General features: G+C 70.7%; 9 protein-coding genes and 2 pseudogenes. 6 read left to right on the forward strand and 5 right to left on the reverse strand.

The window, feature by feature from the left end; translation table 11 throughout:
• Window positions 1-677: 677 nt before the first annotated feature.
• Window positions 678-1,439: a DUF3592 domain-containing protein gene (locus ACIRVH_RS37835; protein WP_403963419.1), complete on the forward strand. Its 762-nt coding sequence runs from the start codon at window positions 678-680 to the stop codon at window positions 1,437-1,439.
• Window positions 1,440-1,671: 232 nt separating this feature from the next.
• On the opposite strand, the gene ACIRVH_RS37840 is transcribed toward ACIRVH_RS37835, so the two are convergent.
• Window positions 1,672-2,499, reverse strand: coding sequence for an MBL fold metallo-hydrolase (locus tag ACIRVH_RS37840; protein ID WP_403963422.1), 828 nt, complete (start codon window positions 2,497-2,499; stop codon window positions 1,672-1,674).
• Between the two features lie 387 nt (window positions 2,500-2,886).
• On the opposite strand from ACIRVH_RS37840, the gene ACIRVH_RS37845 reads away from it, so the two are divergent.
• Together ACIRVH_RS37845 and ACIRVH_RS37850 are read left to right on the forward strand one after the other, a co-directional pair.
• A complete protein-coding gene (locus tag ACIRVH_RS37845; protein WP_403963425.1) occupies window positions 2,887-3,432 on the forward strand; it encodes a hypothetical protein in 546 nt (181 codons plus the stop codon).
• A gap of 144 nt (window positions 3,433-3,576) precedes the next feature.
• Window positions 3,577-5,529, forward strand: a complete 1,953-nt coding sequence (locus tag ACIRVH_RS37850; RefSeq protein ID WP_403963428.1) for a serine/threonine-protein kinase — start codon at window positions 3,577-3,579, stop codon at window positions 5,527-5,529.
• Between the two features lie 296 nt (window positions 5,530-5,825).
• Here the strand turns inward: ACIRVH_RS37850 and ACIRVH_RS37855 are convergent, their stop codons facing one another.
• Both ACIRVH_RS37855 and ACIRVH_RS37860 read right to left on the reverse strand, forming a co-directional pair.
• Window positions 5,826-6,893, reverse strand: a complete 1,068-nt coding sequence (locus tag ACIRVH_RS37855) for a hypothetical protein (RefSeq protein ID WP_403963494.1) — start codon at window positions 6,891-6,893, stop codon at window positions 5,826-5,828.
• A gap of 63 nt (window positions 6,894-6,956) precedes the next feature.
• Complete coding sequence (locus ACIRVH_RS37860; protein WP_403963431.1) at window positions 6,957-8,207, reverse strand: nitrate/nitrite transporter; 1,251 nt, start codon at window positions 8,205-8,207, stop codon at window positions 6,957-6,959.
• A gap of 50 nt (window positions 8,208-8,257) precedes the next feature.
• On the opposite strand from ACIRVH_RS37860, the pseudogene ACIRVH_RS37865 reads away from it, so the two are divergent.
• Window positions 8,258-8,467: pseudogene (locus ACIRVH_RS37865) on the forward strand (hypothetical protein); the annotation flags it as partial.
• Between the two features lie 267 nt (window positions 8,468-8,734).
• Here ACIRVH_RS37865 and ACIRVH_RS37870 read toward each other — a convergent pair.
• Window positions 8,735-9,445, reverse strand: a pseudogene (locus ACIRVH_RS37870) (Ku protein); the annotation flags it as partial.
• 53 nt (window positions 9,446-9,498) lie between these two features.
• Here ACIRVH_RS37870 and ligD point away from each other — a divergent pair.
• Window positions 9,499-10,380 carry a non-homologous end-joining DNA ligase gene (ligD, locus tag ACIRVH_RS37875; RefSeq protein WP_403963434.1) on the forward strand — a complete coding sequence of 294 codons (882 nt, stop codon included), beginning with the start codon at window positions 9,499-9,501 and terminating at the stop codon, window positions 10,378-10,380.
• Between the two features lie 178 nt (window positions 10,381-10,558).
• Here ligD and ACIRVH_RS37880 read toward each other — a convergent pair whose 3' ends face one another.
• On the reverse strand, window positions 10,559-11,362 hold the full coding sequence (locus ACIRVH_RS37880) for a nuclease-related domain-containing protein (RefSeq protein WP_403963437.1): 804 nt from the start codon (window positions 11,360-11,362) through the stop codon (window positions 10,559-10,561).
• 101 nt (window positions 11,363-11,463) lie between these two features.
• On the opposite strand from ACIRVH_RS37880, the gene ACIRVH_RS37885 reads away from it, so the two are divergent.
• Window positions 11,464-11,970 carry a dual specificity protein phosphatase family protein gene (locus tag ACIRVH_RS37885; protein ID WP_403963440.1) on the forward strand — a complete coding sequence of 169 codons (507 nt, stop codon included), beginning with the start codon at window positions 11,464-11,466 and terminating at the stop codon, window positions 11,968-11,970.
• Window positions 11,971-12,032: the final 62 nt, after the last annotated feature.

The following is a 12,032-nucleotide window of genomic DNA, read 5'->3' on the forward strand; positions in this document are numbered from 1 at the left end:
CACTCAGCCAGCTGTCGAGCTAATCGCTCATGACAGAATGACCGGGCCAAGTGCAGGCAGGTAGAGCGCTGTTCGAGCCACACGGCTCAAAGTTGAGGGGCGAACGAAGGGGAGCGTCGCCCACTTAAATCAGCGCTGCACGGGAGTGTCCGACACACCTCCGACACAGTCCCACTCTCTGCTGCCGTCGGATCCACTTCGCGCGTCCCGCCTGTCCGGCTGCCCCGTTATGACGCTCACCTGCACAAACAGCCCGGACAGCTCAAAGTACCGGTGTCCAGGCTGTCCGGTCACAGACGGCTGTAGCACCCAAGAGGGGTGTTACAGCCCGTCGGCGAAGCCGACCTCTCAATGGGCGCAGGAGCCGGAGGCGACTCCGACTTCGCACTATCTGCGATACACGGGGGCACCGTAAGCCTCCCGGGATCAAGGAACCTGCTGGTCAGGGCACAATCGCAAGCCGAACTCTGATTGTGCTCCGGAGCCGTGTGTGGCTCGGAGCGGGCGTATGCCGGAGCCGTGGACGAGCTGTGGGCGGGATCTTGAGGCATCGACGCAGGTGAAGCCCGGAGGCGGATGAGGCCTCTGGCTCGGGGACGGCCAGGTACTACTACAACCAGCTACAACCAGCGCGGCAGTCGGTGAGTCTCATCTCGGGACGGGGTGGGGAGGCGTAGATGGATGAGCGCGAATCCGTGCCGAGCGGTGGCCGGGACAAGTACGGCTCTTCCGTCGGGTGGAGGGCACTTGCGGGGGTCGTGGCCATCGTGGTGTGGATGGCGTTCGGGCCGCTGGGACCCTTGTGGCTCTACGTTCTCGGCTGGGCGGTGGTGCTGGCTGCAACGGACGGTCTCTCCAGGCTGGTACGCCGCCAGGGCTGGGCCGTTCCTTCGCCGGGGCACCTCGTGGCTGGGCTGCTGCGGCTCGGACCGGAATCGTGGCTGGTGGCTCCCCGCTGGGCCAAAGTCCGATTGGCCGCCGCGGGTTTCCTGGTGTTCGCCACCATTGCCGGCGTCATGGGGTGGGAAGCCGGTGAGGAGTACCAGGTGCTGGCGAACCTCCGGGACCAGGGCCGCAGGACCGACGCGACCATCGTCGAGGTCACCAGCCGGTCGGAGGAAGGCTGGGCGACCTCCGTGAGCGTGCGCTTCAGCACACCAGCCGGCCCCGTGCGCGCGGATGTCGATGTCACTCCTGGCTCAGCAAACAATGCGAAGCCTGGAGCGCGCATACCCGTCGCATACAACCCGGCGCGCCCCACCGAGGTTCGCCACGTTGCGTACCTCGACGGACGCGACGCCGATGGAATTCTGCAGGGGGCGATCGTGATCGGGCTGCTCGCGGCGGGCTTTCTGGTGGGGACTGCCAGGGAGGTGCTCCGTACCAAGCGGCAAACGGAGTTGGGCGAGACGCCGGGCACCCACCACCCCAGGACCTGAATGGCCCGACGCCCCTCGTGATCACGCCTCATCGCTTCAGTCCGGTCCTGCCGACCCGGCTGGCCAACACTCAGTGATGCGACCCGGGAACGATGAGATTTCCTGGACAGAACGCCGGGGGGCCTCGAACACGGGCAGCCTGTTGATGCTTCTCGGTTCACGGGGGCTCGTCTCGCATCGTTGGCCCGGTGATCGGCTTGCTACGCCGATTCCAGGCGTCACATAGCCGAGTTCACGCGATACCAGTGAGGGGAGCACTGGGTTGCCAGGAGACGGGCAGGACGACGTCGACGCCGTCGCGGCGGGCCAGGGGCAGCAGTCGGCTCATCGTGGTGCCGAGGTCGTCGAGCAGGTAGGGCATCGGGCGCAGTGGGCGGTCCAGGCCGAGGAAGAAGTCGTCCCAGTGCACCAGGATGACCCGTCTGGCCCCGGTCGCGACCACGACCTCGTCCCAGTAGGTGTGGAGGAACTCGGCGGGCTGTTTGCCCAGCATGCCGACGCCCAGGTAGATGACGTCGGCGTGGTGACCGCGCAGCGCGCCGGGCCGGTAGTTGGCGCTGGCCTGCAGTAGCACACGGCCGTGGGGGTGGGTGATGAGCACGGAGTGGGCGGTGCCGGTCTTCCAGGCGCCGGCGCGGGCCGGCGGGACCAATGGCCGGTCGACGGTGCCTGGGTAGTGGTCGCCGGGGCTGTGCACGGAGTCCAGGAAGGTCAGCGTGAAGCTGCCGTAGGTGGCGGTGTCGCCGTCGCCGACCACCCGCAAGGACGACTCGGGGACCCCAAGGCCGCGCCCGATGTTGGCGGTGGACTCCGACCCGACCAGATCGGCTCCGGTCTCCAGCGCCCACACCGGTGCGTCGAGCGCGTGGTCGTAGTGGGAATGCGCGCACACCACGGCGGCGAGACTGTCCACCCGCAGCCGCTCGATGGCGGCACGGACCAGCGCACGGTCCGGGGCGATCTTGCCCATTCCCACGCGCAGCATCCCCGGGCGGGTGATGAACCCGTCGCTGAGCACAGAAGTCTGTCCGTCCGAGAGCAGCACTGAACTGGTGCCCAAGAAGTGAGCGATCAGCCCCTCGCGGTGCGTTGCAGTGCGCTGTTGGTAAGGCAGGTAGGGCCGCAGACTCGGGCGACCGATCGGCACCTTCATACGAGCATCCTCGGGCCCCAGAGGCAGGAGTGCCAGCTCAGGATCTCGTGTGCCCGGTCACTACGGTCCATTCGTCCTCTCAACTCGGCAAACCCGCTGAACTGCTTCGACCTCCGAAGCCGTGTGCGCAGGTTCGAAATCCCACTCCCCCGCGCTCGAGCGAACCCGTTTCCGAAGCTCGAAAGCGCGGCTCGTGCGTATGACAACGAACAGTGCCCTGGCGTACAACATGCTGGCGCCCCCTGCTGTCGCCGGGTCAGCGGCACAGCGCGCCCTCACCTCCTGGGAGAACGTGTGCTCCTGAGCGATGCGGATGGCCTCTTCGCTGCCTTGGCCGCCCTGAAACTGCCGCGCGGCGAGTACGTGGTGTGCGGGTCTGCCGCCCTGTACGTCCGGGGTCTACGTGCGCGCATGGGAGACCTGGACGTTCTTGCACGAGGCGAGGCTTGGGAGCGGGCCCTCGCGCTGGGCGCTCCGGAGTCGACGGTCTCGGGATACGGCCTGAGGGTTGTCCATCCGACGGCTTCCATCGAAATCATGGACCGCTGGACCCAAGGCTGGTCGACCGACCGGCTGATCGACGACGCCGATGTCATCGACGGCGTTCCCTTCATGCGGCTGGGAGACGTTCTGCGGTGGAAGATCGCGGCTGCCAGGCCGAAGGATCACGCCGATATCGCAGCGATCCGACATCTCAACCGCATCTGGACGGGTGAGGCAGCGCCGCTCTCACCTTCTTTCTCGGCTGTGCAGGGGCTTCGGCAGCCCGTCGCCGAGGAGGAGACGCCGGCGGAAGGGGCGGACGTGCGCAGTCTCCCAGGTGTCCGGCTGTCCGATTGAAGCCGCCGTCAGTCGTGAGTGGTGAGCCGTGACCCGTGAGCGGCAGTCCGCGCTGTCGGATCGTCACCACGGTGCCGGGACGGGCCGCATGGGGCCCGTGATGCAATGGGGCCCGACGGAGCAGATCTCGGTGTGGGGTGGGGCGTGTTGAATAACAGTGGGCCCGATACGGGGAGTTTCGAGCCGCTGGAGGAAGGCGATCCGCGGACCGTGGGCGGCTACCGGCTGGTGGCTCGGCTCGGGGCCGGCGGCATGGGGCGGGTCTATCTCTCGCACACCCCGGGCGGACGGGCCGTCGCGGTCAAGGTGATCCGGCCCGAACTGGCCGAGAACACCGAGTTCCGCAAGCGGTTCCAGGCCGAGGTGGCCGCGTCGAGCCGGGTCCACGGGCTCTACACCGCTCCGGTCGTGGACAGCGACACCGAGGGGGCCGTGCCGTGGTGCGCGACCGCGTACGTGCCGGGGCCCTCCCTCTCCGAGGCCGTTCGCGATCACGGGCCGCTGCCCGTCGACACCGTGCTGCGGCTGATCGCCGGTGTCGCGGAGGCACTTCAGGCCGTGCACCGCGAAGGCATCGTGCACCGGGACCTCAAGCCGTCGAACGTGCTGCTCGCCTCCGACGGCCCGCGCGTCATCGACTTCGGTGTGGCGCGCGCGGCTGACGCCACGTCACTTACCCAGAGCGGTACGGCCCTGGGCACGGTCGCCTACATGGCACCGGAGCAGGTGCTCGGCGCGGAGGCCGCCCCCGCTGCCGACGTGTTCGCGCTCGGGCAGACCGCCGTGTTCGCGGCGACGGGCGGTGCCGCGTTCGGGGACGGGGATCCGCACGCGGTGCTGTACCGGGTGGTGCACGCGGAGCCCGATCTCAGCCGTGTGCCGGCCGAGATTCAGGATCTGGTGGCCCGGTGTCTGCGCAAGCCCGCCGCCGAGCGGCCCACCGTCGAGGAGGTCATCCGCTCCGTCCAGGAGATCCAGGCGTACCGCGGTGACGAGGCGCGGTTCGCCTCCGGGGCGTGGCTGCCGGGCGAGTTGGCCGCGGGAATCGAGGCTCGGGCCGCGGACGCCGATCAGGCCCGGGGGCGGGTGGTGGATACGGGGAGTACGACGGCTCAGGCCGCTCCCCCCGCGGGCGCTTTCGGGGCATTCGGGGAAGTCGGCGGTCCCGGTGCTTCCCATGCGCCGGGTACTCCTGGCGCTTTTCCTTTCGCCGGTCCCGGCGCGTTCGGGCCGCCGGCCGCCTACGCCCCCACCCCGCCGTCCCACGCCGCGCTGCCCGGGCCCTTCGTCATGGCACCGGGGGCCGCGCCGGGTGCGTACGCTCCGGTCGGCGGTCCGCAGCCGCAGGTCCCGGCCGACGCGCAGACCGCTCCGGTGGCCGCGGGGGGCAAGGGTCGCAAGGGGCGAGTCTGGCTGTTGTCCGCGGCCGCCGTCGTACTCGTCGCCTGCGGGGCGGCCGTCACCCTGCTGTTCGTTCCGGGGGACGGTGACAAGGGCGGCGCGCAGGCTCGGGAAGTGGCCGCGTCGCACTCGGCCGCGACCGCCGAACCGTCGCCGTCGTCGTCCGGCTCGCCGTCCGCCAAGGCCTCGAAGAAGGCCAAGGCCACCAAGTCCGCTGTGCCGCCCAGCCCTTCGGGGCCCCCGACGCCCACGCGGACCGTGTCCTCCGCGCCGCCGAGCACCGCGCCGAGCAAGCCCGCGGCTCCGAAGGTGCCCCTCCCGGTGACGTACGCCGGGATCCGGATGACCAAGAGCCACGATCTGTACCTGGCGGACAGGCCGGTGCGGGCCAAGGCGGACACCGGTACCTCCGACGAGGACCTGACCTACGCCGTCTACTCCTCGGGCGCGCTCCTTGCCCCCGGCACCACCTCCGGCAGTTCTCTGGCGCTGCTGCCCGTGGGCCGGCAGGGGAGCCTGGACGCGTGCAAGGCGGCTACCGGCTACAAGAGCTACATCTGGATCAAGGACCTCACCGTCGGCCAGCAGATGTGCGTGATCAGCGGGACGGGGCACGTGGGGCTGGTGACGTTCCGGGGCTCGTCCGGGACGACGTACGCCGATCTGGACGTGAAGGTGTGGCGTAACGCGGCGTAGGGCGTGCCGTCGGTCGCATGCGTGCGGTTCACGAGCGTGATCTCGTTCCCCTGCCGGTAGTCATGCGCGCCGGGTCTGGGAGGCGTAGCGGTGGGGCGAGTGGTGCGACGTCGTGCCGGAGGTCCGTGCTGAGGTGCTGCGGTGGGTGCTCGTCGCCGCGCCTCCCCCTGCGCGGGGGAGGCTTGCTCGACTCCGGTTGCCGACGGCCGATTGCCGACGGCCGGTTGCCGGCAGCACGGCCGGGACGCCGATGCCTGGACCGTGCCGCGGCGCAGCTGATCCCCTCCGGTCGAGGACTAGCGCGCGCCGGGGCCCTGCAATGACTCCTCGTCGTCGTTCGCGGCGTACGGGTGGACGAAGTCCTCGTCGTCGTACGGGGTGAACCAGTCGCCCGCGCCGGTGGGGGCGATGTCCAGGTCGTCCTCGGTGAGGTCCCCTTCGATGCTGTCGGCGAAGGCCTCCAGGGCCGCGCTGACCTCCTCGGTCAGGAGGTCGTAGAGATCGGCCGTCACCTCGGCCTGGGTGAGGAGGAATCTCAGCAGGAGCTCTTCCGCGATGCAGGTCGGACGGGTGGGGTGCGGCTGGGTGAGGCGGGCGGTCAGGGTCACCGCCGTGACGGTGAGGCGGCGGGCGAACAGGACGGTGTACTCGTCGGCGAACTGCGGGGGCAGGTCGTCCAGGAGCATGAAGGTGGCGTCGCTCTCGGCCACGGTCGGACCGTCGTCCTCCAGGCTCGCGAGGTCGGTGAAGAGTTCGTCCACCAGGAGGTCGATGGCGAACACGACGGCGCCGGCCGCGACCTCCGCCGCCGCCCGGCCGACGGTGCGCTCCTCGGGGTCGTCGGAGTAGCCGAAGCAGTCGAGGGGGAAGGCCGCCAGCAGGGGTGCCAGGGCGCGGAGTCTGGAGCGCATGGCCTCGACCTCGGCCGGGTCGAGACGGCCCTGGAGCGGGGCGGGCTCGGCGGCCCGGTGGCGTCGGGCGCGTTCCGCCGGGTCGGAGGGCGGGGCGTCGGGGCCGTCGGCCGCGTCGAGGCTCTCCTGGAGGAGTTCGGAGTTCAGCTCGACCGCGCACCGGGTGATCTGCCAGTCGGCGAGCGGTTCGGTGCGTTCCAGGAGTTCTGCCACGACCTCACGGGCAGCGTCCTCCGCGAACTCCAGCGCCGGTGCGTCGACGAAGAGCTTCAGCAGGACGCCTCCGGGATGGGCGGCGATGACGTCGTCCATCAGCTCGATCTCCATGCCGTCGGGCCCCTCGACCGCCTCCAGCGAGTCGAACCCCTTCCTCAGCAGGAAGATGACGCCCTCGCGCTGGAGCGCGTCGAGTTCCGGATCGCCCTTGGGAGGGGCCATGGCCACGGTCACCATGTATGTCACCCCCTCATCGTGCCCGAGTCGTCCCACCTCGGGGGAGGGAATCAGGGGTCATCTTCAGCCGTCGGCCGTGCCTCTCTCTCGGCTGGTGACCTTCGTGGCGTCCGGGCGCCCCGGTTCCGCGGGGGTGGTGCCCGCCGTGCGCATACGGACGTACGCGTAGACGCAGCCCGCCAGGGCCAGGTCGGACAGCAGCATGAAGCCGATGGAGTAGGAGTTCTTGGCGCTGTAGACCGCGCCCATCACCAGGGGCGGGACGAAGCCGCCGAGGCCGCCCATCGCACCGACGATGCCGGTCACGCTGCCGACCTGGGGTTGCGGGGTGACCCGGGAGACCAGGGCGAAGACCGAGCCGCTGGCGGTGCCGAGGCCCGCGGCCGTGAGCAGGAGGCAGATCGTTGCCGTGGGCACGAGGGCCGGGTCGAAGGCCTGGACGACCGCCAGCACCGCGACCGTGCCGAGGGCCCAGGCCGTGACCACCGCGGGGTGGACGCGGTCCGCGAGCCAGCCGCCGATGGGGCGGAAGGCCACCGTGACCAGAGCGAATCCGGCGGCCCGGGTGCCCGCGTCGGTGGGGCTGAGGGCGTACCAGGTCCGCAGGTAGGTGGGGAGGTAGACGCCGAAGGCGACGATGCCGCCGAAGCCGATCGCGTAGAGCGCGGAGAGTTCCCAGGTGACGCGGAGCCGGCCGGCCTGGGCCAGGCGGGTGGTGAGGGGGGTGGCGGGGATCGTGCGCCCGGGGCGGTCGTTGACGAGGAAGGCCGCCAGGACGGCGTACACGGCGAGCGCGATCGCGATCAGCAGGAAGGGGAGGTGCTCGCCGCGGTGGTACAGGCGCGGGGTGAAGAAGCCGGACAGGGCCACGCCGCCCATGCCCATGCCGAAGATGCCCAGCGCCGCGCCGCGGTGGGCAGGCGGGAACCAGGAGTTGACCAGCGGGACCCCGATCGCGAACGTCGTACCGCCGAGGCCGAGGAAGAAGCCCACCACGATCAGCGCCGGGTACGACGTGCTCGCCGGGATCAGCAGCAGTACCGGGACGATCGTCAGGGCGCTGATCAGCGGGAACATCAGACGGGCGCCGTAGCGGTCGGTGAGCGCGCCGACCGGGACCCGGCCGAGGGAGCCGACCAGGACCGGGACCGCGACCAGCAGGGACTGGGCGGTGGCGGTCAGGTGCAGGCGGTCGTGGAAGTCGGCCGCGAGGGGAGCGATCAGGTTCCAGGCCCAGAAGGTGAGGGTGAAGCCGAGGGTGGCCATCACCAGGTTGCGCCAGGCGGCCGCGGACGGTCGGTCACCGGTCGTCATCGTCACGCTCCCAGCGGGTCGGTTCATCCCCCTGACCAGCAGCGTCTTTCATGGTCGGCGATCGGTCCGCGGGCCGCATCCGGACGGCGCGGTCAGGCCGAGCGCTTGCGGGACGCCGTCTTCCTGGCCGGGGTCTTCTTCGCGGTCGTCTTGGCCGTGGACGTCGTCTTCGTCGTCTTCGCCGTCTTGACCGTGGACTTGGACGTCGTCTTCGCCGCGCTCGTCTTCGCCGCGCTCGTCTTCCCGGCGCTCGTCTTCCCGGCGCTCGTCTTCGCGGCGCTCGTCTTCGCGGAAGTCGTCTTCGCCGTCGACTTCCTGGCCGGCGTCGTCTTCTGCGCGGCCGTCTTCTTCGCCGCCGTGGCCGTCGACTTCTTGCCGCCCGTCTCCTTCGGGGTGGCCCGGCCGCGGGCGAGGGGCCTGACCTCGGCCTCCTCCGCCGGGGCCGGTTCCTCGCCCCGGGACTCCCGGGCCGCGCGCACACTCTTCTCCAGGGCCGCCATCAGGTCGAGCACCTTGCCGCCGGCGGCGGGCTCGGGGATCTCGGGCGGGGTCTCACCGGCCGCCTTCGCCGCGATGACTTCCTCCAGCGCCTCGCGGTACTCGTCGTGCAGGTCCTCCAGCTCGACCTCGCCGAGGGTGTCCATCAGGGCGTCCGCGAGGTCCAGTTCCTTGTCGCGGACGGTGACGTCCACGTCCGGGGCCACGCCTTCGGGGGCGCGGACCTCGTCCGGCCAGAGCAGACCGTGCATGGCGATGGCGTCGCCGACCACGCGCAGCATGCCCAGGCGCTCGCGGCCGCGCAGCGCGTACTTGGCGATGGCGACCTTGTTGCTGCGTTTGAGGGCCTCGCGCAGGAGGGTGTACGGCTTGGCGGCGGGGGCTCCGCTCGCGGCGAGGTAGTAGGCGGCGTCCATCTGGAGCGGGTCGATCCGGTCGCCCGGCACGAAGGCGACGATCTCGATCGTGCGGGCGGTCGGGATCGGGAGGTGGGAGAGGTCCTCGTCGCTGATCGGGATGATCGTGCCGTCCGCGTCCTCGTACCCCTTGCCGATCTCGGCCTGGCCGACCTCGCGGTCCTCCAGTTCGCACACCTTGCGGTAGCGGATGCGGCCGTTGTCCTCGGTGTGGATCTGGCGGAAGGAGATCGAGTGGCTCTCGGTGGCGTTCACCAGCTTGATCGGGATGCTGACGAGACCGAAGGAGATGGCGCCGTTCCATATGGATCGCACGTGCAGCACCCTTCCTTCAGGTTTCTGGTATTACGTGGCTGTATGTCTGGAATGGTCATCCTATGACGCCTATCACCGACGTGGAGGGGCGACGGGTCGCGCTCAGCAACCTGGAGAAGGTGCTGTATCCGGAGACCGGCTTCACCAAGGGGGAGCTGGTGCACTACTACGCGACCAGCGCCGAGGTGCTGCTGCCGCATCTGCGTGACCGCGCGGTGTCCTTCCTGCGCTATCCGGACGGGCCGGACGGGCAGGTGTTCTTCACCAAGAACGTGCCGCCGGGTACGCCCGAGTGGGTCACGACCGCCGAGGTCCCGCGGTCGGAGGGGCCGGCCCGGATGGTGGTCGTACAGGACCTGCCGAGTCTGGTGTGGGCGGCGAACCTGGTGACCGAGTTCCACACGCACCAGTGGCTGGTCCAGTCGCCGGACGAGGCCGACCGGCTGGTGTTCGACCTGGATCCCGGGGCACCCGCGACGATCGTGCACTGCTGCGAGGTCGCGCTGTGGCTGCGGGAGCGGCTGGCCGCGGACGGGATCGAGGCGTACGCCAAGACGGCGGGGTCGAAGGGGTTGCATGTGCTGGCGGGTGTGCGCGGGGGCTCTTCCGAGCGGGCGAGCGAGTACGCGAAGGCGCTGGCGGTGGAGGCGGAGCGGGCCATGCCGCGGCTGGTGGTGCACCGGATGACGCGGAGTCTGCGGCCGGGGAAGGTGTTCGTCGACTGGAGTCAGAACGCGGGGCGCAAGACCACGGCGGCGCCGTACACGCTGCGGGCTCGGCGGGTTCCGTTGGTGTCGGCGCCGGTGACGTGGGAGGAGGTCGCGCAGTGTCGGGCGGCGGGGCAGATGGAGTTTGTGGCCGGGGACATGGCGCCGCGATTGCAGGACCATGGGGATCTGCTGGCGCCGCTGCTGGATTCCGGGCGGTCGGTGGTGCTGCCCTGAGGTGCCGGTCGGTGGTGCTGCCCTGAGGAGGGTTCTCGCCCCCGCCGCCCCTGCCCGTCCCGTCGAGGGGACTCCGTCCTCTGTGACCCCTGCTGGGGCTGCCGCCCCCAGGCCCCCGCTCCGGCCCTGGACGGACCTGGTCCTCAAACGCCGGACCGGCTGATCAGTGCGGGCTGACTCACAACTTCCCCCACGTCCCCCGGTCCCGTGCCATCGCGTGCAGTGCCTCCACGTCCGCCGGCTTCAGCACTCCGCCCAGGCTGGCCAGGGTCGGCAGGTCGGTGTGCCGGAGGATGCGGACGCCTCGGGGCGGGGTCGTGACGCGCAGGTCGGTGGGGTCGACCAGGGCCAGGACGGGGTGGACCTCGGCGGTGAGGGCGTAGGAGGCGCGGTCGGTGGTGGCGCGGAGGCGGCGGAGCAGGGGCTCGGGGTCGTGGCGGCCCAGGGTGACCATCGGGTCGGTCACCTGGACCCGCTGTTTACGGGCGTACAGGGCATGGACGACGTAGAGGCCGCCGGGGCCCATGAGGAGGTGGTGGATGCGGTCGCCGCCCGGGAGCGATATGGAGTGCAGGGTGTGCCAGCCCGCCCCTTCCAGCCGGTCCAGGGCGTCGCCGACGGTCTGCTCGGCGGTCAGGGCGCGCCGGCGCGGGTCCGGGCGGAGCCGGTGGGCGGGGCCGGGGTCCCGGTCGAGGGCGACGAGCAGGGCCTCGCCGGGGCGGTTGGGCGCGAGGTCGTCGTCCGGGTGCAGGGTCAGCCGGGCCAGTTCCGCGGGTGTGGGCACCGGGGGCGGGCCCACGGTCACCGGGCCGGTCAGGAAGGGCTTCAGAGCCTCCAGGACATCCGCCTCGCGGCCCTCGGCGATCAGGTTCACCCGGCCGGTCTCACGGTCGTACCAGGCGATGTTCCCTCCGCCCGGGCCGCAGACGTACAGCCGTTCATGGCCGTGCCGCCAGGTCGGCACCACGCGCAGTCCGCTCATGCGCCATCACCCCTCGACCATGGGAACAGGCGGGGTGCTCCCACGCAAGAAGCCGGTTACCTTGGAGAGCGGCCCTGCAAGGGGGAGTTGGGGAGGCGCCGTTGCGGACCCGCGGAGAGCAGCCCGTCGTACCGGCTCCGGAGAGCCCCTGGAACGAGATAGAGCCCGGCCTGTGGATGGGCGGGCACGAGTTCCTGGGCCGTTCCGGTCGGCTGGAGTCCGCCGTCGTGCGAGATCAGTTCGACGTGGTGCAGTCGCTCCTGAGGTTGCCGGGGTACGGCCCCGGGCCCGGGACCGAACATCATGTGTGGCCGATACCGGACGGACCGCTGGACGGCACGCAGCTCGCCGGAGTGATACGGCTCGCGCGGGCGGCGCACGAGGCGCTGGACACCGGACGCTCGGTGCTGGTCCGCTGCTACCACGGCTACAACCGCTCGGGCCTGGTCGTCGCGCACACCCTGGTCCGGCGGGGTCGCAGCACCGAGGAGGCGATCGAGCTGATCCGCGCCCGGCGCTCCCCGTGGGCGCTGCACAACGACCTGTTCGTGGAGTACCTGCGCGCGGGACTGGCCACCGCCCGGCTGCTGGAGGAACTGGCCGAGTAGCCTCTCCTCCAGCACCGCCCCGAGTGCACAAAAAGGACTTCCCTACGAATAAGGTGTACGGG

It is taken from the genome of Streptomyces sp. NPDC101165, assembly GCF_044768135.1.
In the GTDB taxonomy this organism is placed as follows: domain Bacteria; phylum Actinomycetota; class Actinomycetes; order Streptomycetales; family Streptomycetaceae; genus Streptomyces.